This window comes from Leisingera sp. S232 (assembly GCF_049800895.1).
In the GTDB taxonomy this organism is placed as follows: domain Bacteria; phylum Pseudomonadota; class Alphaproteobacteria; order Rhodobacterales; family Rhodobacteraceae; genus Leisingera.
Window position 1 is genome coordinate 20,773 of the sequence record NZ_JBNAFX010000037.1, and the last position, 21,465, is coordinate 42,237.

Sequence of the window (21,465 nt, forward strand, 5' to 3'; positions counted from 1 at the left end):
CCTGTCTTAGCAGTCATGACGGAAAACCGGCCCCGCCGACCAGACAGCCGGACGGGACCAGGAGGGATTTGGCGGGCCGTCGCAAAACGGCCCGCCAATGGGAGGTCAGTGGTCCTGTGCGGCACCGGCGCCGCGCGGAATGCGGACGCTTTCCACCAGCTCCTCGATCTCGGCCGGGATGGCTTCGCTCGACTTGGAGACGATGAAGGCAACCGCAAAATTCACAATCGCACCAATCGCACCGAAGGAGGTGGATTTGACGGTGCCCAGCAGCGGGTCCGCATCGGTAAAGGAGTTGGTGCCCGGGATGAACAGCCAACCCTTGTGCAGGAAGATGTAGACCAGCGTCACGATCAGGCCTGCCAGCATGCCGGCCACGGCGCCTTTGTTGTTCACCTTGGTGAAGATGCCCATCATCAGCGCCGGAAAAATCGAGGCCGCCGCCAGTCCAAAGGCCAGCGCCACGGTCTGCGCGGCAAAGCCCGGCGGGTTCAGACCCAGATAGGTTGCCACTGCAATGGCCACAGCCATGGCGATACGGGCCGACAACAGCTCGCCTTTTTCCGAGATCTGCGGGTTGATCGAACCTTTGATCAGGTCGTGGCTGACAGCCGAGGAAATCGCCAGCAGAAGACCCGCCGCAGTGGACAGCGCCGCTGCCAGGCCGCCCGCCGCCACCAGACCGATCACCCAGCCCGGCAGGTTGGCAATCTCTGGGTTCGCCAGAACCAGGATATCGCGGTTGAACTTGGTCAGCTCATTGCCGGCCCAGCCGTTGGCTTCGGCCACGGCCTGCAGATCGGCGTTCTTGTCGTTGTAATACTGGATTGCGCCATCGCCGTTCTTGTCTTCCCAGGCCAGAAGGCCGGTTTTCTGCCAGGTGGCCATCCAGTCATACTGCGGATCGTTTTCGATCTGCTGTACAGTCACGGCGCCGCCGTCGATGCCGCCGTTGGGCCACATCATTTCGGTGATGTTCAGGCGGGCCATGGCACCAACTGCCGGGGCGGTCAGGTACAAAAGTGCAATGAACACCAGCGCCCAGCCGGCCGACCAGCGGGCGTCCGCCACGCGCGGCACGGTGAAGAAGCGCATGATCACATGCGGCAGACCGGCGGTGCCGATCATCAGCGACAGGGTGAACAGCACCATGTTGAAAGTGTCGGAATGATGCGCGGTGTATTCATTAAAGCCCAGTTCGCGGACAATGGCGTCCAGCTTGGCCAGCAGCGGTTCGCCCGATGCAGCGTGGTCGCCAAACAGGCCGAGCGCCGGGATCGGGTTGCCAGTCAGCTGCAGCGAGATGAAGATGGCCGGGATGGTATAGGCCATGATCAGCACGCAGTACTGTGCAACCTGGGTATAGGTCACGCCCTTCATGCCGCCAAACACGGCATAGGCGAACACCACACAGGCACCGATCAGCAGGCCTGTGGTGTTGGAGACCTCCAGGAAGCGGCCAAAGGCCACGCCGACGCCGGTCATCTGGCCAATAACATAGGTGGTTGAGGCAACAATCAGACAGATCACAGCGACGATGCGTGCGGTCGGGGAATAGAACCGGTCGCCGATGAACTCGGACACGGTGAACTTGCCGAATTTGCGCAGATAGGGCGCCAGCAGCAGCGCCAGCAGCACATAGCCGCCGGTCCAGCCCATCAGGAAGGTGGAATTGTCATAGCCGGTAAAGGCAATGAGGCCCGCCATCGAGATGAAAGACGCCGCTGACATCCAGTCCGCTGCAGTGGCCATACCGTTGGTCACGGGATGAACGCCCCGACCGGCGGCATAGAATTCAGATGTGGACCCCGCGCGGGCCCAGATCGCGATGCCGATATAGAGCGCAAAACTCGCGCCCACAAAAGCCAGGTTGATGGTGAACTGGTCCATCCTATTCTTCCTCCACGCCGAATTCGCGGTCCAGCTTGTTCATCCGAAACGCGTAGAAAAAGATCAGCCCCAGGAACACCAGGATCGAGCCTTGCTGGGCGAACCAAAAACCCAGGTCGCTGCCGCCGACGCGGATGCCCGACAGGGCAGGCCGCAGCAGAATGCCAAAGCCGAATGACACAACAGCCCAGATCACCAGACTGACAAGAATGATGCGCACATTTGCCGCCCAATAGCCTTTGTCGGCTTTGGCGGTATGTGCCGCATGTGTGGTTTGATCCGCCATGGCGGCTCCTCCTTCTTCCTCCATGTCTGCCTGACGGGGTTTGCCGGGCAGGCTCTCTGTGTTTGCCTGCCGACGGGTTGACGTCGCGCAGGCATGACTCCTCCGGTCCGCCAGGGCGGTGCCGATAGGTATTCCAATGTCCGGGGGACGGGGTCCTGCGGGTGTGGCGCAGGCCCCGTTCTTGTTCGTTAGCTGGTGGCTTCGGTCACGATGGCCGCCATGTCCTGGGCGATGTCGGTGATTTCGCCCATGGCATTTGTTGTCTTCAGCACGTCTTTGCCGCTGTAATAGCTGATCAGCGGCGCGGTCTGCGCGTGATAGGCCTCCAGCCGGCTGGCAACGGTTTCTGCATTGTCATCGGCGCGGCGCGTCATTTCGGTGCCGCCGCATTTGTCGCATCTGTCGGCCTCGGCAGGCTGCTTGAAGCTGTCATGATAGCCTTCGCCGCAGCCGCCGCAGGTGTAGCGGCCGGAAATGCGGTCAACCATGGCGGCGTCGTCCACCTCAAGGCTGATCGCGGCATTGATCTTCTGACCGGTCTCTGCCAGCAGATCATCCAGCGCTTCAGCCTGCACAGTGGTGCGCGGAAAGCCATCAAGGATTACACCTTTGGTGCAATCAGCTTCTGTCAGGCGGTCGCGCAGGATGTTGATCACGATCTCGTCGCTGACCAGCTGGCCTGCTTCCATCACTGCCTTGGCTGCCAATCCCGCAGGTGTGCCAGCGGCCACCGCTTGGCGCAGCAGGTCGCCGGTGGACAGCTGCACAAAGCCGAACTTTTCCTCCAGCATCCGCGCCTGGGTGCCTTTGCCGGCGCCCGGAGGCCCCAGCAGGATCAGCACGGCGGGACGGGTGAGTACTGCCATATTCATGTGTTCATCACCCTTTGTTCGCGCGGTTTTCGATCAGGTCTTCGACCACCGACGGATCGGCCAGGGTCGAAGTATCGCCCAGCGAGCCAAAGTCGTTCTCGGCGATTTTGCGCAGGATGCGGCGCATGATCTTGCCAGAGCGGGTTTTCGGCAGGCCGGGCGCCCATTGGATCACATCGGGCGAGGCAATCGGGCCGATCTCGGTGCGCACCCAGGTGCGCAGCTCCTTCAGCAGCTCGTCCGAGGGGGCGCGGTCGTTCATCAGGGTGACATAGCAGTAGATGCCCTGGCCCTTGATGTCATGCGGGTAACCCACCACGGCGGCCTCGGCCACGGCGGCATGGGCCACCAGCGCGCTTTCGACTTCAGCCGTGCCCATGCGGTGACCAGAGACGTTGATCACATCATCGACGCGGCCGGTGATCCAGTAATCACCGTCGGCGTCGCGGCGGCAGCCGTCCCCGGTGAAGTAGTAGCCCTTGTAGTCGGAGAAATAGGTTTTCTCGAACCGTTCATGATCGCCCCAGACGGTGCGCATCTGACCCGGCCAGCTGTCCTTGATGCACAGGACGCCCTCGACGCCGTTGCCTTCGATCTCGACACCGCTTGCCGGGTCCAGAACCACCGGCTGGATGCCGAAGAACGGCTTCATCGCGGCACCCGGTTTCATTGCATGAGCGCCCGGCAGCGGGGTCATCAGATGGCCGCCGGTTTCGGTCTGCCACCAGGTGTCGACTATCGGGCATTTGCCGCCGCCGACAACCTCGTTGTACCAGTTCCACGCCTCGGGGTTGATCGGTTCACCCACAGTGCCCAGGGTGCGCAGCGAGGACAGATCGCATGTCTCGACCCAGTCGTTGCCCTGGCCCATCAATGCGCGCAGCGCGGTGGGGGCGGTGTAGAACTGGTTCACCTTGTGCTTTTCGCAGACCTGCCAGAACCGGCTGGCATCCGGGTAGGTCGGCACGCCTTCGAACATCAGCGTGGTGGCGCCATTGGCCAGGGGGCCATAGACGATATAGCTGTGGCCGGTGACCCAGCCCACGTCCGCTGTACACCAGTAGATGTCGCCATCGTGGTAATCAAAGGTGATCTCATGGGTCATCGCGGCATAGGTGATATAACCGCCGGTGGTATGCACCACGCCTTTGGGCTGGCCGGTGGAACCAGAGGTATAAAGGATGAACAGCGGATCTTCGGCGTTCATTTCGGCCGGGGCGCAATAGTCATCGGCTTCCAGCGCCATCTCGTTGTAGTCATGGTCGCGCCCGTCGACCCAGGTGGTCTGGCCGCCGGTGCGTTTCACAACCAGGCATTTCACCGTGTCTTTGGTGTGCAGCAGGGCGGCGTCGGCATTGGATTTCAGCGGCGTGTTGCGACCGCCGCGCGGGGCCTCATCTGCGGTGATCAGCACCTTGGCGTCGCAGCCGTTGATGCGGGCCGCCAGCGCGTCGGGGGAGAAGCCGGCAAAGACGATGGAATGAATGGCGCCGATACGGGCGCAGGCCAGCATGGCATAGGCCGCTTCGGGGATCATCGGCAGATAGATCACCACCCGGTCGCCCTTGCGCACACCCATGCTTTCCAGAATGTTGGCCATCCGGCAGGTGCGGCGGTGCAGCTCCCTATAGGAGATATGCTGCGCCTCGTCCTGCGGGCTGTCCGGCTCCCAGATGATCGCGGTCTGGTCGCCGCGGGTTTCCAGATGGCGGTCGATGCAATTGGCAGAAACGTTCAGGGTGCCGTCGCCGTACCAGTTGATCGAGACATTGCCAAAGCTGTAGTTCACATCCTTCACCTGGGTGAAGGGTTTGATCCAGTCGATGCGTTTGCCCTGTTCGCCCCAGAACCCTTCGGGATCGGACAGCGAGGCTTCATACATTTCCTGATATTTGGCGGCATTCACATGCGCGCGGGCAACGGTTTCATCCGACGGCGGATAGACAGCGTCTGCGTGCAACGCGTTCATTCGGTTTCCTCCCAGAATTTTATTGGCAAGACAAACGACAACGCTGTGCTGCGGCTGTCAAACCGTTTCCTCCTGGGCGCCGATAATACCGCTGTTTGAAAATTTGTGAATAAAACGCCGATTTCAAAGAGTTTATCTGTAAATGAATTTCTTGCAATTGACATATTTTGTAAAGATATGTTGTCGCAAGTGTATGCCCTATAGGGTTTTCATAGGTTTTTCTGTAAATTCTTTCGAGGTGTGTTTGCGCTCGCATCAGCCGGGATTGGCGTCGGGGCGGCGTCCTGCCGCAGGGGCGGGTGGTGTTCAGCCTGCGGCATTTTGTACTGCCGTCTTCAAATTCCGCGCTCCGGCCTCTCTCCGAGTCGCTGCGTCAACTTTCCGGCTTGGGCTTGGCAGAACGGCGATGTGCGGCTAGCCTGACCGCAAGCGCACCGTCGGCCCGTCGCCGGGCCAAAAAGGGCGCATTTCGGGAGAGTTACATCATGAACAGATTTCTGACTGCCGCTGTTGCGGCGACCGCTGGCATTGCAATGGCAGGCGAGGCCGCCGCCACCGAATGGAACGTGTCCCTCTGGGGCAAGCGCCGCGCCTTTACTGAACATGTGGAGAAACTGGCTGAGTTGGTCAGTGAAAAGACCGGCGGAGAGTTCACGCTGAACATCAGCTATGGCGGGCTGTCGAAGAACAAGGAGAACCTCGACGGGATTTCCATCGGCGCCTTTGAAATGGCGCAGTTCTGCGCCGGGTATCACCGCGACAAGAACCCCTCAATCACCGTTTTGGAACTGCCGTTTCTGGGCGTGAACACGCTGGAGGAAGAAGTGGCGGTGGCCAATGCGGTCTATGCGCATCCGGCGGTGCAGGCGGATCTGGCGCGCTGGAATGCCAAGCTGCTGATGACCTCGCCGATGCCGCAGTACAATATCGTCGGCACCGGCGAGCCGCGCGATGAACTGGGTGAGTTCAAGGATATGCGCGTGCGCGCCACCGGCGGCATCGGCAAGGCGTTCTCGGCCGTGGGCGCGGTGCCGACATCGGTGACCGCGACAGAGGCCTACAACGCAATGGAATCCGGTGTTGTCGACACCGTCGCCTTTGCCCAGCACGCGCATCTGGCCTTTGGCACCATCAACCGCGCCGACTGGTGGACCGCAAACCTGAACCCCGGCACCGTGAACTGCCCGGTGGTGGTCAATACCGATGCCTATGACGCGCTGAGCGACGCGGAGCGCGCCGCGCTGGACAGCTCGATTGCGGAGGCGATTGATCACTATCTGGCCAACTACGGCGAGCTGCTGGCGAAATGGGACAGCGTTCTGGCCGAGAAAGGCGTTGAAAAGGTCACCATCTCCGATGCCGAACTGGCTGAGTTCCGCAAAGTGGCCGCCGACCCGATCCGCGCCCAGTGGATCGAGGACATGTCAGCGCAGGGCCTGCCCGCACAGGAGCTGTATGATCTGGTTCAGAAAACACTGAGCGATCACCGCTCAGGCAGTTAACCGCAATAGGGCAGCGCCCGACCCTGCGTGGGCGCCCAAGCGCCCCCCTTTGGGAGGGTCGGGCGCTGCCCGGCCTTCAGCCGGGCGATGGGTGTCTATCTCACTGGTTGGAGAACGATGGAATGGCGGCAGGAGCAGCAGTCCTGGAGGACGGCAGCCTGATCAGCAGGCTGGACCGGATGCTATTGAATGCAGAGCGCTTGCTGGCACTGCTGAGCGGACTGGCGGTGTTCTCGCTGATGATCCTGGCAGTGGTTTCAGTCGGCGGGCGCAACGCCGCCAATGCACCGCTGCCCGGTTATGTGGACTGGATCGAACAGATCATGCCGCTGATTGCCTTCATGGGCATTGCCTTTGTGCAGCGGGATGGCGGCCACATCCGCATGGATATCTTCATCGGCGCCCTGCGAGGCCGGGCGCTGTGGCTGTTTGAGCTGATCTCGGTCCTGCTGATCTTCCTGCTGATCGCCGCCTTGGTCTGGGGCAGCTGGGCGCATTTCCTGCGCTCCTTTGATTTTGCCGCGCCCTGGTGGAGCCGCGACAGCTCCATCGATATCGGCATTCCAATCTGGCCGGCCAAGCTGTTGGCGCCGGTGGCCTTTATGGTTCTGGGATTGCGCCTGATGCTGCAGATCTGGGGGTACGGCCGTGCCTTGGTTCTGGGGCTGGAGGCTCCGGTCGCGGTGCCGCTGATCCAGAGCGCGGCAGAGCAGGCGGCCGCTGAAGCGGAGCAGTTGGCAGGCCATGACATCGACGGGCTGGCAGACGTTGCAGCGGGACAGAAAATGCACGACGAGGATCCGCACTGATGGAACCCATTGAAATCGGCCTGTGGGTGACGGGCGGCCTTCTGTTGATGGTGGTGCTGGGCATGCGGGTGGCCTTTGCGGCCGGTCTGGCTGGGCTGATCGGCCTCATTTGGATTTTCTGGGCCAAGTTCGGCTATGATCCGGCGCGTTTCGGCAAGGCACTGACTGTGTCGATCAAGATCGCAGGGCAGGTGCCCCATTCCAAGGTCTCCAGTCAGGCGCTGAGCCTTATTCCGACCTTTATTCTGATTGGTTATCTGGCCTATTACGCTGGATTGACCAAGGCCTTGTTCGAGGCCGCCAAACGCTGGCTGGCCTGGGTGCCGGGCGGGCTGGCGGTCTCTACGGTCTTTGCCACTGCAGGTTTTGCTGCCGTCTCTGGCGCCTCGGTGGCCACTTCAGCTGTCTTTGCCCGCATCGCCATCCCGGAGATGCTGAAGATCGGCTATGACAAGCGCTTTGCCGCAGGCGTGGTGGCGGCGGGCGGCACATTGGCCTCGCTGATCCCGCCTTCGGCTATTCTGGTGATCTATGCCATTATTGTTGAACAGGACGTGGGCAAGCTGCTGCTGGCAGGGTTCATTCCCGGAGCGTTTTCGGCAGTGATCTATGGGCTGCTGATTGTCGGTATTGCAGTGATCTTCAAATCCGTCGGCCCGCCGGTCAGGGGCTTCACCTGGGGCCAGCGGTTTGCGGCGCTGCCGGGCGCGCTGCCCATCGTGCTGGTGGTCGTGATCATCATCTGCTTTGTCTACAACCCCTTTGGCGGCGATGCCTGGGGCACCCCGACCGAAGGCGGCGCCATAGGTGCCTTCATCGTCTTCCTTTATGCGCTGAAGGAAGGGATGAAATGGGCGGAACTGAAGTCTGCGCTTTTGGAGACGGCCAAGCTCACTGTGATGATTTTCACCATCATCTGGGGGGTTCTGATCTATGTGCGGTTCCTAGGCTTTGCTGACCTTCCCGGTGCGTTCTCCGACTGGATCACCGCGCTGGAGATGCCACCCATGCTGATCCTGATCTGCATCCTCTTGGCCTATGCGGTGCTGGGCATGTTCATGGACGCAATTGGCATGCTGCTGCTGACCTTGCCGGTGGTTTACCCGGCGGTGATGGCGCTGAATGGTGGCGAGGCGGTTTCGGCTGCGGACAGCACCTTTGGCATGTCCGGCCCGATGTGCGCGATCTGGTTCGGCATTCTGGTGGTGAAAATGGCTGAGTTCTGCCTGATCACCCCGCCCATCGGATTGAACTGCTTTGTGGTCGCCGGCGTGCGCGATGACCTGAGCGTGCAGGACGTGTTCCGCGGCGTGACCCCGTTCTTCATTGCGGACGCCGTGACCATCGCACTCTTGGTCGCTTTCCCGGGAATTGTGCTCTACCTGCCGTCTTTGGCCGGGTAGCGGCGCGGGCGTAAGGGGCCAGCAAAGCAGATACTGACTTGCACAGCCGCTTGCCCCTGTTCGCGCCATTCAAGTCAGGGCATCGTCAAACTGACTGATAACAATGCCGGCGGTTTCGAGTGCCGTTTTACAGTGCCGGGCAATGTCCAGGGCGCAGGGGGTGTCCCCGTGCAGGCAGATGGTGTCGATCCGACTGGGGATGTGCGTACCGCTTTTTGCGATAATCGCACCTGCCTGGATCATTTCCACCACCCGTTTTGCAGCTGTTTCCGGGTCATGAATGACCGCGCCGGGAAGGCTGCGGTCCACCAGTGTGGCGTCGTCATTGTAAGCCCGATCGGCAAAGATCTCGCAGGCGGTCTTGCAGCCAAGCTGCTGTGCCGCGGTCTGCTGAGCGGTCCCTGCCAGAACCACAATGATGATCTGTGGCGCGACCGACAGGGCAGCCGCATAGCAGGCCAGTGCCAGGGCCGAATTCTCCGCTGCCATATTCGCCAGCGCGCCGTGCAGTTTCAAGTGACGGATCTCTCCGCCTGCGGCGCGGGCCATGGCTTGGGCTGCGCCCAGCTGATAGCGGATCATATTTGCAAGACTGTCATGGGGCAGCTGCATCCGCCGCCTGCCGAACCCCTGCAGGTCGGCAAACCCGGGATGAGCACCAAGACCAACCCCCTGTTCCACAGCGGCGCGCATCGTGCGGGCCATCACGTCCCAGTCGCCAGCATGAAAGCCGCAGGCGATATTGGCGGAGGTCACCACGTTCAATAGAGCGGCGTCATCGCCCATGGACCAGGGGCCGAAACCTTCGCCCATGTCGGCGTTCAGATCGACGGTTTTTGTCATGGCGCGGGCCTTTCCAAGTCATCGCCGGCAGTGGCACCGCTGATCAGCTGATAGGACAGCAGATCCCCCATGCGATGAGGGTCGCGGATCAATGGCCGCAAGGATTGCCGCAGGCTCTGGCGGCGGGTCTGTTCCTGCCGTTCGACGTTCACGGCTTCTTCCAGCGTCACGAAGCGGAATTGCAACTGCGCACCGGCAGGGGCCTGTGCGACACGCGGGAGGTCGGCGGGCAGGACAGAGCCGATGCGGGGGTATCCGCCGATCGTCTGGCACTCGCTGAGAAGCACAAAGGGCGTCCCATCGCCAGTGATCTGAATGTCGCCGGGGACAATGACCTCTGAAATCACGCTCAGGCCGGCCTCATTCCGGTAACCGTCACCGCCTGGCAAAAGCCGCACGCCCATACGGTTTCCACGACTGTCGCGGCAGAATACGTCAGCTTCAAAGCGGGCAATCTCGGATGGTTCGAAGAAATCTGTCTGCAGGCTTGGCACCACCCGCACCGTGCCGCCTTCGAAACGTGGGTCGGCATCCAGCGTCATGCCTGCCGCGGAAGGCTGCGTGTCAGCGCCGGCTGGAAGGCGCATGCCGACGTGAACGGCAGCGCCTAACCCTGCTGCAAGATGGGCGCTGCGCGCGCCCAGGCGTTCGGCAACCGCGACACCGCCGTCCAGATGCAGATAGCCATAGATGCCGCGTTCCGCTGCACCAATCGACAGGCGCTGGCCCGCTGACAGCAGATGGCTGGCGTTCCAGGCAATCCTGACACCGTCGATGCTGGCCGTCATGGGGGCGCCGGTCAGCGCGATGCGCATGTCTGCGGTGGCTTCAAACTCGCCCCCCATGCCGGCCATTTCCAGCGCCGCAAAGCTGCAGTCCTGACAAAGCAGCGCAGCCCCTTCGGCCAGCGCCAGCCGATCCGCCGCACCGCCACGCGAGAGCCCATAGGCCAGGTAGCCTGGTCTGCCGAGATCCTGGACGGTGACGCCGGGCCCGGCACGGTGAACGATCAGTGCCGGGGTCATCGCAGAACCTCAAATGTTGCGCCGCCATCCGGGACGCTGCGCATGTTGGCCAACGCTTCTGCCGTCACCGGGACGAACCGGGCCTCGTCTCCGGGGCGCAAGGCAAAGGGGGCGGCATCGTCTGGCCGAAAAAGAGAGAACGCGGTCTGGCCGATGTGGCGCCAGCCAGTGGGCGTATCTACCGGGAACAGCACCAACTGGCGGATCGCCACACAAAGCCCGCCGACCGGGACCCGCCCGGTCAATTGGGTCTGACGTGGGATAGCCCATTCCGGCGGCAGCTCTCCCAGGTAGGGCATGCCTGGGGCAAAACCGATGGTCTGCACGCGAACCTGGGCGTTTGAGATCGACGCGATGGCCTCTTCGGGCGTCAGCCCGGCGACGGCGGCGGCTTCTTCCAGTTGCGGCGCCAGCTCTGTGCCATAGACCGTCGGGATGCTCCAGCGTCTGCGCCCGCCGGGCAGCGGTGCAGCCAGCCAGTTCTGCGTGCGCAGGAGCGTTTCAAGCGCAGAGCGCACGGCCCCATGATCGCTGACGCTGATGTCAAACCGCAGATAGGCTGAAACCAGCGAGGCGGACGTCTCAAGGAGGCCTGGCAGATCCGCTGCCTCAATGGCCGCGCGAAAGGCCAGCGCAGCCCGGTTGGCCGGTTCGCTCAGGGCATCGGCAAAGCTGACAAGCAGCCCATCTGTGCCGATGGTTCGAATGTGCGGAAAGACGGTCCTGTCCGGACACTTGCCGCTGGATGTTGCGCAAGGTGATGTCATGATGTGATCCCGAAGTATCGTGCCGGCAGGTTCCGCAGGCGCTATTGCAGCGCGTCCGGAAGGAACAATGCAATCTGAGGGAAGGCGATCAATGCGGCGACCATGGCCAGCATTGCGACCACATAGGGCACTGCGCCCAGCATCACCTCGCTCATCCGACCGCTTTTGCGGGCGCCTTGCACCACATAAAGGTTCAGCCCCACCGGCGGCGTGATCAGCGCCATTTCGATCAGCACGATCATCAGGATGCCGAACCAGATCGGGTCAAATCCCTGCTCCACCACCAGCGGGACGATGATTGGGATAGTGACCACCATCAGCGAAAGCGTTTCGATGAAGAAGCCAAGAATGATGTAGATGCAGACCACAACCAGAATGGTCATCATCGGTGTGAGCCCCAGTCCGCTCAGGAAATCCTGCAGCTCGCGCCCCAGCCCGGCAGAGGCCAGGGTGAAGTTCAGAAAAGAAGCTCCGATCACGACCAGCATGATCATCGACGTGATCTTAACCGTACCTAGAATGGCATCATGGAACATCTGCAGGCTGACCCCGCCAAAAAAGGCTGCGATTACGACGGCGCCAGCCACCCCCACTGCCGCGGCTTCGGTTGGCGTCGCCCAGCCTTTGTAGATCGTGCCGATGATCACCGTGAACAACAGGATAATTGGCACCAGCTGCACCAATGCGCGCAGCATTTCGGGGAAAGGGAAGACCCGGCGCGCGCCGCCCAGAGAGGGGCGGATCATGCAGATGATCATGGTGATCACGATGAACCCCAGCGCCAGGCCGATCCCCGGCACCAGCCCGGCAAGGAACAGCCGGGGGATCGAAGTCTGGGTCAGGAAACCATAGACGATCAGATTGATGGAGGGCGGGATCATGATGCCCAGCGTGCCGCCGGCCGCAATGGCGCCGGAAAACAGTTTCGGATCATATCCCAGTTTTTCGGCCTGCGGCATGGCCACGGTGGCCACGGTCGCCGCAGTTGCCACGGAAGAACCTGATGTGGCAGAGAACAGGGTGGCGGTGGCCACATTGGCATGCACCAGCCCACCCGGCAGCCAGCTGACCCAGCGATCCAGCGCGGCATAGGTTCGCGTGGCGATGCCAGAGCGTACCAGGATCTCTCCCAGCAGCACGAAGAACGGGATGGCGATCAGCGTGGCATTGTTCGAAGTCGACCACGTGAGGTTGCCAAGCCCTCGGATCAGCGGGAAGGAGCTGAAGAAACTGTCGACGCCAAAGCCCAGTAGAAACAGGACGATCCCAACAGGAATTGACAGGCTGAGCAGACCCAGAAGGCCGATGGAGATATAGACAATCACAGGGCCGCGTCCTTCTCGCCGAAGGTGCCGATGGCTGCTTCGGATTGCATGAACTCACCTTTCAAGACCAGATTGAGCGCGGCAGCAAAGGTGACCCAGGCGCAGAGGGCAAACCAGAGCCAACCTGCAAACCACGGCAGCTGCACCAGCGCCAGCGGTGTTTCCAGGGGGGTATTGGCGCGCGACCCATTGGCCAGTGACCGCGCCAGAACCGGCCATGATTTCAATGCGATCAGCGTGACGGTGCCCGACAGAACCAGAAGGGAAAAGAGGTCGAACATTGCCCGTCCCCTGGCCGCCACCCGGCTGCGCAGCAGGTCGATGCGCACATGCCCCAGCTCCAGCAGGGCGTAGCTCATCCCCCAGGACGTCGCGATCGCCATGACATAGCCGCTGACTTCGTCTGTGCCACCAAAGGAGGATCCCAATTGCCGTAAGCCAATGTCAAGAAGGACAAAGCCTGCGCAGGCCAGAAGCATGAGGCCGGTCGAAATTGCGACCCAGCGGTTGAGCCGTCGCAGTAATGCCAGAATAGGCTGTGCCATTGGAATCCCCGTTCTTTCAGTCTTAGTGGGCAATGGTCACGCCGACGGCCTTGCCGACAGAGGCGTTCCAGCGTTCGGCCCATTCCGGTCCGGCGCGCTCAGCCCATTCGGGCAGCACCTGGCCGACCAGCACGTCGCGTGCCTTTGCAAAATCGGCATCGGACACATCAACCAGCGTCATGGAACGCGCGTCCCCCGCCGGGCAGTCTCCGTTGCCGGTGAGGCAGGCAATGTCATTGACCAGCGCATCCTGTGCACTTGCCCAGGCCGGGGTCTCAAAGTCGGCGGCGACCCGAGCGCTGATCAGCGCCTGTGTTTCAGTGTCCAGGCTGTTCCATTTGTCCATATTGATCGCAGTCACGACACTGTCCCAGCCACCCAGCGGGATTGCCATCAGATGGGTCGAAACCTCCCACCAGCCGGCGCTGTATCCGGAGCCAGCACCGGTTACGGCGCAATCAACCACGCCTTTTTGCAGCGCGCCCGGCACCTCTGAGAAGCTGACGTTAATGCCTTCGGCCCCCAGCGCTTCGAGGAATTTGGCGGTCATTCGGCCTGAGGCGCGCACTTTCAGCCCTTTGAGGTCGTCCAGCGCCGCCACTTCTGCGTTGCAGAACACCACCTGCGGCGGATAGGGCGCGATGGCCAGAACGTGGCTGTTGAACCTGTCACGATAGATGTCAGCCACCATCGGGCGGGCGGCATCCACCATGACGCGGGCCTCGTCTGCCGACAGTGCAACCAGCGGTACATCCAGACCTTCCAGTTCCGGCGCGTCGGCCACGGCGTAATCCGCCACCGTCATCGCCACGTCATAGACCCCTTCGCCAAGCAGGCGATAGACATCCCCGACGCCGAGGTTCATCTGGTTGTGGGTGGTCAGTGCCACATTGATCTTGCCGCCCGAGGCTTCCGGCAGGGTCTCGCCCCAAAAGGGGGCCTCGTATTGTTTGTGAAGCGGCAGGCCGGACCAGCTTCCGACAACCGACAGGTCCTCGGCCATTGCGGGGACTGCCAGCGCGGATGTCGCTGCGATCAGGGTCAGGGTTCTTTTCATTGTGTGTCTCCTTGTTGGGTTGCTTTAGCGTTTTTCATTGTTGAAAGACAAAATCGGGCTTTCGGCGTTTTCGGGAACATCGGTAATCAGCATGTGGCCGGGCTTGTGGGTGATGCAGAGCGGCAGACGGGCAGCCTCGATCGCCACCTGAGGCGTCACACCGCAGGCCCAGAACACCGGCACTTCGCCGGGGCCAACCGGAGCAGGATCACCCCAGTCGGGCTGCGCAATGTCCATGATCCCGATTTCCGCCGGATCACCGCAATGGATCGGCGCGCCATGCGCCAGCGGGAAGCGGCGGGAGATTTCAGTGACCTCTTCCAGCCGGTCTTTGGGGATCGACCGCATGCTCACCACCATGGCGCCGCCAAAGGGGCCGGCGGGCACGGTTTCGATGCTGGAGCGGAACATCGGCACGGTCTGGTTCTTGTCGATATGCCACAAAGGAATGCCCGCCCGTTGAATTGCGTGTTCGAAAGTGAAGGAGCACCCCAGCGCAAAAGCCACCAGATCGTCGCGCCACAGATCGGAAATATCTCCCGCCGTCGCGTCCAGCTGCCCATTGCGGTAGATGTTATAGGCCGGCACATCGGTGCGGATATCTATGTCACGGCCCAGCGTGAACATCCTGGGATTGCCAGTGTCGGACACAGCTGTCAGCGGGCAGGGCTTAGGGTTTCGGTGGCAAAACCGCATGAAATCCAGCGCATGCGCCTCCGGCAGAATGGCCAGATTGGCCTGCAGCAGCCCCTGTCCCAGCCCGGCGGTATGCGAATGATACCGGCCGCTTCGGAACGCAGCGCGCAGGGCCTGCGGATCGCTGTGTTTTAAGGTTTGATATGTAACGGGCACAGACACCTCCTCTGCTTCAGAGGAGTGTCACGGCAGGTAGCTATAAAATCAAATCGAATGATTTTTTAGCAAGCGATCAACTATTTTTATCATTCATGTGATCGACAGCCACTTCAAAGGCGGTTTTTGCGGCGGTTTCAATCAGATGGCTTTTGGGTTCCCCCATGTAGGAAGCGGAGAATTGCAGCGGGTTTGGTATCCAGCCCGGATCGAACTCGCGGATCCGGCCTTCGGCGGCAAAAGCCTGCCCCAAAGACTTGGGCAGAACCGCAACCCCCAGGTTGGCCTCGACCAGCCGGAAACATGCCGAGAGGGAGGAGGACGGAAACAGCGACACACCGGGCCCCGCGCGTTCCAGCAGCATTTCCTTTAACTCGCGGTAGGGTCGGGTGTTGCGGGCATAGGTCATTACCGGCCGGGTCAGATAGCCGCCCTGGGCAATGTCCGCGGGCGCATCCGCGGCAGCGTACCATGCCAGTTCAAACCCGGGCAGTTCGATATTGTCGACGGCGTAATCCGAGATCGGCCCCAGCAAAATCGCCAGATCGATTTCGCGGTTCAGCAGCCCGGCCCGAAGGTGCACCGAGATATCGACGTTGAACTCGATTTCCAGCTTTGGGTAAAGCCCGTGCAGCCGCGAAACCAGTTCGGGCAACCAGCATTGCGCGATGGTTTCCGAGACCCCCAGCCGCAGATGGCCTTCAAGCCCGGCAGGGTCGGCCACAATTTTTTCGACCCGTTCCGACAGATGTTCGAACTGTTCGGCATAGGCCAGCAGCAACTCGCCCCGGCGGGTCAGCGTCATGCTGCCCGACGTCCGGTCGAACAGCGCGCAGGACAGGCTGTCCTCAAGGTTCTTGATCCGCGCGGTTACGGCCGGCTGGGTCAGGTTCATTCCGGCGGATGCCTTGCGCACGCCGCCCAGCCGCACAACGGTCAGAAAGGTTTTTAGCTGGTCCAGATTGATTCTGCTCATAGCGGCATTCTCGCAGTCTCGTGCGAAATGAAAACTCGTTTGATTCTGGCCGCGGTCCTTGGCAATGCCACCAGCCGGATCTTGGCATCCGCGCTTTCAGCCTTTCAGGGGGCGTTTTGGCAGAATGGGACTTGGGACGCCGCCCCTGCTTTGCCCGATGACGGCAGGTCACGCGGCTGATCCCGCCTTGGCCGCACGCAGTCAATGGATGCATGAGGAAAAAGCAGCTGTAGATTTCGCCGCCCTGCCAGTCATGCATCAGCCGCAGTTCGGCCGCTGTTTGTAGGCTTTGGATATGCTACACCGTGGCACGCTCGAATCGAGACCCTCCGAAATCCGCTGAGAACACGGTGAACTCAGGAGAAATCGCGCGACGCGAAGTTTGAAGATAAATGGAGTTAACGCTTTGAAAAATAACGCACAAAAAGCAGCGCGTTTAAGCGTGGCCCCGATGATGGATTTGTGCGACTGACGGTAAGATATTGTTTTGTAATTGTTTTTTAGGGGTGATTTCGGCGCGTAGCACATATGTAGCAATCGTCCCTTTCTGACAGTGAAGCTGTGCTCCACCTTCCTGAGGATGCAATATTTCTGTTTGGTCTTCAAATGAATGTGCCGGGACCTCACGAAGCGCCCGGCCATCCCATTGAGGTTTCAAACGACGGTCGCAAGAAGGGTGTCCGTATCCCGGATTGCTGCCAGCTTATCGTCGAGCGCTACCTTGGCTTTTTTGAACTGCTTCCAGCGATATGCGAGATTCACATACTCGACGACTTTCTGATCTTGTTCCCAGACCAGATCCACGTCCTGCGTTATTGCAGTATCACCTTTGCCCTCACGAATTTCATTCAGGGTTCTGCGGATCTGTTCACCCATGACGTCGATTAGATCCTGGTCGATCTGCTGAAGCCCCTGGCGCTCTCGGAGGGATTGAAGGCTATCGAGGATGGTTGATCTAATGGATCCTTTGGGGGTCAGGCTGCCTGCGAGCCATTCTTCGGCCAACAATCGCCCCAGAACGATTGCGTCGAGTGTCAACTTGTGTACGTCGCGTTCGATTTCGATGTCCAATGTGGTCTCCTTCGGTTTGAGCGGTCATCTGTCAGTGGTGAGCCGGCATTGCGCTGGCTCTCAAGCCGCCAACCCCAGATTGACAGGGGGTGACGCTGCGCCGTCATGCGACAAGATCTGTTTCGATCAATGCGATCAGATCCGGGTCCTGGTGCTGACAGATTGCTTCTTTCAATCCTTCGGTGAGTAGACAGAGCTCCTCCATGATGGGCGATGCCGGGTCGATTTCGGCGAAGTATGCCGCTTCGAGAGTCTCGATGTCATGCACATTGCTCAGAGACAGAAGACCATGGAGTGCAGCAATCCTGTATCTCAGTCTTCGTGTCAGACTGCGTGCGCTCATGAGGTCGCCGAGTAGGGCCTGCGTCCGACGAAGGGCGGGCTGGCCACCTAAAAGGAGGGAAGCATTTTGCAGGGCTTGGTTATGAGACGACATGAAATCCCGAAGGCCTTTCAGTGCGTCCTGGTGAAAGTCGAACATTGTGTTCTCCTATGCAGCGCCAAAGCATGATGCCGTGGCTTCAAGGCGACTGAATTTCCTTTCGAATGCGCGGTTGTCGTGTGAGAGGCTGCTTTTCTCTCGGTTGATAGGCTGGGCTGGTTGTTTCTTCGGGGTTCATGTCGAAATCCCGACGAAACACCTGCCGCCGCCAGTTCATCCTATTTGAATTCAAACATCTCGAGCTCTCCCTGGTTGGCTATCTCGCGGAGCTCGGCCTGTCCTTTCATGCGTTGGGCCATCGCCAGAGCTTCACCTTGGTATGCCTCAGCTGTCGCATGGTTACGTTGTCCGCAGGATGCCATCGCCAGGTCTGTTCCTGCTTGTCCCATTTCTATTCCCATGAAAGTGTGCAGAACCGTACGAGCGATGTGCTCTCCGGTTCCCACTTCTCTCCGCCAGCAATCCGAAACATATCCATAGGCGACAGGAGTTCCGTCGATGTTGATAAACAGGGAACGTTTCTCTGCGAGGCAGGTCTGGCGCATGTGATCGAGCCAAGCAGGATTGGCACCACGCAGGATGAGAGCGTCGATCAGGACATTGAGCCGTGGATCAATGTCTGTTGTCCACGCATAGCCGCTCTTGGAGAGTTCGGTTTCAATGGTGTATTGGGTGCCGGTCCAGAACAGGTTTTCGCCAAAGACAAATCGCGTGTCAGCAAGGCGGACCGGCATGACGGAAAACAACGCCAATGCTGCCGCGCGGTTGCGCTGCGCATGGCGGCTTCTTGGGCAGACGTGTTCTTCAGAACCCTGCAGAATGTCACGAGCTTGCTCGATCAGCGCCACCGGCGAGTAGCCGGTTTTCTGCAGATGGTTGAATTTCTTGCTTTTCACCTTGCGGGCTTGAGCTTCGTAAATTCGAACGAGATCGGCCAGCAGATCGAGTGTTTCTGTACCAGCCGCCACGTATCGAGCGAACTTTTGCACCGCTGCGAACGAAGACCGGAGGGTTCCCGGGGCCACTCCTCGGTTTCGAAGATCGCGTGCATATGCGCGCACTGTTTCGGTGGACAGAGCATCCGGTAATCCAGCTGCGCGGGCCGAAAAAAGGAACTGACGCATTTTCATTTTGTGGGTATCCATCATTCCTTCTGCAGGAGGTAATTCTCCGTTTTGATCGAAACCCGCATCCATGTCTGCGAATGCTTTTCTCCAGGCCGAAGGCAATTGGTCGAACTCCACGGATTTGGACAGTCGGCGCGACTTGGGTTTCGACTTCTTCTTGCGTTTTGCTTCGCGTGATCGGATGGCTTCCTCCAGGGCCAGAACCGAGGGGTGGCCCGGGAAAATCGCCACGATCGCATGTTTGAGACGACGAAGCCGGTTCTCCGATCCATTCCTGGAATCAAACTTCAGGAATTCCTGCGCAGACAGGGCTTCCATCGACGAAATTCCGCGTGTTTCGAGGAAAGCCAGAAGATCATCGACCAACCTCAATTCTTGAACCGTGGCCGCGGCCATATTGGGATTTCCAATCAGGAGATCCCAGCGTTGAAGCCTAAGAATGTCGTTTTTCGAGCGGTAGTCTGGGGTTTTCATCGGCTGAGGCTCGACAGATCCAGAATGAATTTTTGAACTTCCGTGCGTTTGGCGCGTTCATTCACCCAGGCATAATTCTTGCGAACGGTTGCGGGGGTGTCGTCGAGCAATCTCTCGAGGAGGTCCCATCTGCCTGGGTTGTGTTGCAGCAGAAGCGAGGCGAGGCCATGCCTGAATTTATGCGGTGTCATCGGCAATCCGGCGCTTCGGGTTTGGCGCTTGAACCAGCCCAGGAAGGTTCTGTATTCCAGTGCTTCCCTGTATTTGAAACCAGGAAACAGGTGAACGCTTTCTTCGTGGTTTGGGAAGAGGGGGCGAATTTTTTCGAGATACCAGAGGATGACTTCGAGGCCATTCAAATTGTTGGGCTGTATCGGGGCCCAAATTTCCACATCGTTCTTGGTGTGCTCGGGCCCGAGATTGATTGTGGCATGCTTGGTTTTTCGTGACGGGAGATGGAAGGTTCTGCCCGGGCCGCGAAATATCAACTCCAAAGCACTTTCGATTCTTATGGGAGCCCCGCGTGTTTCGAGGGCGCAGATGGCAGCGACCGTTCCGATCTGTCGGATCCGCGTAATCTCCTGCGATTTCGGGTTGAATTCAACGCCAGTAAGCCGGTCGAGCAGTTCATTGACCTGATTGCGCAAATGAACATGCATCGACAGGAATTTCATTGTCTGCTGTGGTGATGCCAATAGGTTCTCACAGAATTTGCGTGAAGTGGGTGACATGTCGTTGCTGGCCTTCTTCCCATTTCGCAGGAACCGGTTGGCTCTGAGATGGCTTTTCATGAGGGAAGGATCGACGTCATTTCTGGCCATGACGACGTAGTTGGATTTGAGGTAGTCATACGCTGTTCTTGCCGAGATATGGCCCTTTTGATCTTCATGTTGGCTCCAAAACCGAACAACATCGGCCGCATACTCAGGCGTCATGAGGTCCTGCAGGCCCAATTTTGTATGTGGCTGTAGCCGACCACTGCGAAAAAGTGTGCTGACGAATTTCCGCATCGCTGCCAGCTTGAAATTTACGCTCGAGACTGAAGCGGTTTTCACATGTTCCTGCTCAACAGGATCGAACTCGGTCAGCGTGGCGTTGCGCACCCAATCATCGATTTCATCAGCGATATGAGGAGGAATGAGATGAAGGTTTTCCTGGCGGCGAGGTTCAGGGGAGGGAAAGGGAGCAACGGGAAGATAGCGGCACAAATTGTCGTCGTGGCGATATTTGTTCAGCGTCTTGAATGCCCGCTGAAGAGTTTTCCATTCGTTGGTTTCCAGGGTTGGGGAAATGGCGTCCAACCAGTCCTGACACACCTGGCTTGGTTTGATGTCGCTTGCCCGCGCTACGTCAGCCAGCTTCCTGACAGGGATGAGAATCTGTTTGGCACGGTGTTTCCGTTCGCCTTCTGTGACAGCGTGAGGTTCCAGGGCGGTCAGAAGTTCCGCCCATTCGTCGACCCGGGCACGGCGTTCTCTGGCTGCTTCAGCTTCGCCTGTCGCGTTTTTGACCGCTGCAATGATCTTTCGCCTCGTTGCTTTGTAGGCCTTCTCTGATTTGCTGAGAGAGGGATCGAACCCATGGAGTGGCAGTTGCTGTTTTATCAACGTCAGATCTGCGGGGATTTGATTGAGAACTGCACCATCAGTCAGGTGCGGGTAGCGACCTACAGCGTTGGCGTAGTCATTATTGCCTGCCGCCACCTCTCGGTCTTGAACGTCTTGCAGGGTCATTGCGGTGATTGGTTTATGAAAGCTCATTTGGGCCTCTTTTTTTGTCCGCTAAATGACAAATTGGCCGTTATCGCTGAAACCAAAGCGGAAAATGACAAAAACCTGCGGATATTCCGGAGCCGAATATTCGGCGGTGTTTGTCATTTTGCCCGCTATCGGTGTCATTGACCGATAATCATCCAATTCCGCGCCGGAGAGTCATTTGGCGAACGGAATATTGTTCAACCTTTTGGCGCCTGGCGTCGCAAAGGGGCGTTGTTGCACAAAGGCCGTAGAGGATTCACTTTGCGAATCCCGTAGGTTAGATCGGCGGCATGCCGAAGCCTGCCTCTTCCCGCTATCGAACAACGAACTGGTCCAACTATAACGCATCACTTCGAAAGCGCGGCTCTCTGCTGGTCTGGTTTGACCGCGACATGACCTGGTTCGCCGAGCGATGCGGCAAACGCGGACGACCGGAGACCTTCTCCGATGCGGCCATCCAGTTCTGCCTTAGT

The 21,465-nt window shown here is 59.6% G+C and carries 20 protein-coding genes; 4 read left to right on the forward strand and 16 right to left on the reverse strand.

The window, feature by feature from the left end:
* Positions 1 to 105: 105 nt before the first annotated feature.
* From ACP151_RS17940 to acs, 4 genes are all read right to left on the reverse strand, one after another.
* Positions 106 to 1,890 (reverse strand): sodium:solute symporter family protein, encoded by a 1,785-nt coding sequence (locus ACP151_RS17940; RefSeq protein WP_424980268.1) that lies wholly within the window; start codon positions 1,888 to 1,890, stop codon positions 106 to 108.
* Position 1,891: 1 nt separating this feature from the next.
* Complete coding sequence (locus tag ACP151_RS17945) at positions 1,892 to 2,176, reverse strand: DUF4212 domain-containing protein (RefSeq protein WP_424980269.1); 285 nt, start codon at positions 2,174 to 2,176, stop codon at positions 1,892 to 1,894.
* 188 nt (positions 2,177 to 2,364) lie between these two features.
* Positions 2,365 to 3,048: an adenylate kinase gene (locus tag ACP151_RS17950; RefSeq protein WP_424980270.1), complete on the reverse strand. Its 684-nt coding sequence runs from the start codon at positions 3,046 to 3,048 to the stop codon at positions 2,365 to 2,367.
* 7 nt (positions 3,049 to 3,055) lie between these two features.
* Entirely contained in the window at positions 3,056 to 5,017 is a 1,962-nt protein-coding gene (gene acs, locus ACP151_RS17955) for an acetate--CoA ligase (RefSeq protein WP_424980272.1), read from the reverse strand.
* 485 nt (positions 5,018 to 5,502) lie between these two features.
* Between acs and ACP151_RS17960 the strand changes: the two genes are divergently transcribed.
* The 3 genes from ACP151_RS17960 to ACP151_RS17970 all read left to right on the forward strand — a co-directional run bounded on the left by ACP151_RS17960 (position 5,503) and on the right by ACP151_RS17970 (position 8,731).
* A complete protein-coding gene (locus ACP151_RS17960) occupies positions 5,503 to 6,519 on the forward strand; it encodes a C4-dicarboxylate TRAP transporter substrate-binding protein (RefSeq protein ID WP_424980273.1) in 1,017 nt (338 codons plus the stop codon).
* A 122-nt stretch (positions 6,520 to 6,641) separates the two neighbouring features.
* On the forward strand, positions 6,642 to 7,328 hold the full coding sequence (locus tag ACP151_RS17965) for a TRAP transporter small permease subunit (RefSeq protein WP_424980274.1): 687 nt from the start codon (positions 6,642 to 6,644) through the stop codon (positions 7,326 to 7,328).
* Positions 7,328 to 8,731 (forward strand): TRAP transporter large permease, encoded by a 1,404-nt coding sequence (locus ACP151_RS17970; protein WP_424980275.1) that lies wholly within the window; start codon positions 7,328 to 7,330, stop codon positions 8,729 to 8,731. Before ACP151_RS17965 ends, ACP151_RS17970 begins: the two co-directional genes overlap by 1 nt.
* Before the next feature lie 69 nt (positions 8,732 to 8,800).
* Here ACP151_RS17970 and ACP151_RS17975 read toward each other — a convergent pair whose 3' ends face one another.
* The 12 genes from ACP151_RS17975 to ACP151_RS18030 form a co-directional block, all read right to left on the reverse strand.
* A complete protein-coding gene (locus tag ACP151_RS17975; RefSeq protein ID WP_424980276.1) occupies positions 8,801 to 9,574 on the reverse strand; it encodes a LamB/YcsF family protein in 774 nt (257 codons plus the stop codon).
* Complete coding sequence (locus ACP151_RS17980) at positions 9,571 to 10,599, reverse strand: biotin-dependent carboxyltransferase family protein (protein ID WP_424980277.1); 1,029 nt, start codon at positions 10,597 to 10,599, stop codon at positions 9,571 to 9,573. The genes ACP151_RS17975 and ACP151_RS17980 overlap by 4 nt, the downstream gene beginning before the upstream one ends.
* Entirely contained in the window at positions 10,596 to 11,366 is a 771-nt protein-coding gene (locus tag ACP151_RS17985; RefSeq protein WP_424980278.1) for a 5-oxoprolinase subunit B family protein, read from the reverse strand. Before ACP151_RS17985 ends, ACP151_RS17980 begins: the two co-directional genes overlap by 4 nt.
* Before the next feature lie 41 nt (positions 11,367 to 11,407).
* Positions 11,408 to 12,691 carry a TRAP transporter large permease gene (locus ACP151_RS17990; RefSeq protein WP_424980279.1) on the reverse strand — a complete coding sequence of 428 codons (1,284 nt, stop codon included), beginning with the start codon at positions 12,689 to 12,691 and terminating at the stop codon, positions 11,408 to 11,410.
* Positions 12,688 to 13,236, reverse strand: coding sequence for a TRAP transporter small permease subunit (locus ACP151_RS17995; RefSeq protein WP_424980280.1), 549 nt, complete (start codon positions 13,234 to 13,236; stop codon positions 12,688 to 12,690). Before ACP151_RS17995 ends, ACP151_RS17990 begins: the two co-directional genes overlap by 4 nt.
* 22 nt (positions 13,237 to 13,258) lie before the next feature.
* Positions 13,259 to 14,293, reverse strand: a complete 1,035-nt coding sequence (locus ACP151_RS18000) for a TRAP transporter substrate-binding protein (protein ID WP_424980281.1) — start codon at positions 14,291 to 14,293, stop codon at positions 13,259 to 13,261.
* Between the two features lie 24 nt (positions 14,294 to 14,317).
* Positions 14,318 to 15,145, reverse strand: a complete 828-nt coding sequence (locus ACP151_RS18005) for a putative hydro-lyase (protein WP_424980282.1) — start codon at positions 15,143 to 15,145, stop codon at positions 14,318 to 14,320.
* Between the two features lie 76 nt (positions 15,146 to 15,221).
* Positions 15,222 to 16,121 (reverse strand): LysR family transcriptional regulator, encoded by a 900-nt coding sequence (locus ACP151_RS18010; RefSeq protein ID WP_424980283.1) that lies wholly within the window; start codon positions 16,119 to 16,121, stop codon positions 15,222 to 15,224.
* Between the two features lie 654 nt (positions 16,122 to 16,775).
* The gene (locus tag ACP151_RS18015; RefSeq protein WP_058280689.1) at positions 16,776 to 17,192 is read right to left on the reverse strand and encodes a hypothetical protein; all 417 of its coding nucleotides are present in this window, start codon (positions 17,190 to 17,192) and stop codon (positions 16,776 to 16,778) included.
* Between the two features lie 103 nt (positions 17,193 to 17,295).
* Positions 17,296 to 17,673: a hypothetical protein gene (locus ACP151_RS18020; protein ID WP_424980284.1), complete on the reverse strand. Its 378-nt coding sequence runs from the start codon at positions 17,671 to 17,673 to the stop codon at positions 17,296 to 17,298.
* Between the two features lie 179 nt (positions 17,674 to 17,852).
* Positions 17,853 to 19,235, reverse strand: a complete 1,383-nt coding sequence (locus tag ACP151_RS18025; RefSeq protein WP_424980285.1) for a hypothetical protein — start codon at positions 19,233 to 19,235, stop codon at positions 17,853 to 17,855.
* Complete coding sequence (locus tag ACP151_RS18030; protein ID WP_424980286.1) at positions 19,232 to 20,995, reverse strand: hypothetical protein; 1,764 nt, start codon at positions 20,993 to 20,995, stop codon at positions 19,232 to 19,234. Before ACP151_RS18030 ends, ACP151_RS18025 begins: the two co-directional genes overlap by 4 nt.
* Before the next feature lie 287 nt (positions 20,996 to 21,282).
* On the opposite strand from ACP151_RS18030, the gene ACP151_RS18035 reads away from it, so the two are divergent.
* Positions 21,283 to 21,465, forward strand: a 183-nt coding sequence (locus tag ACP151_RS18035; protein ID WP_424976771.1) for a transposase, incomplete at its 3' end; no start/stop codon positions are given.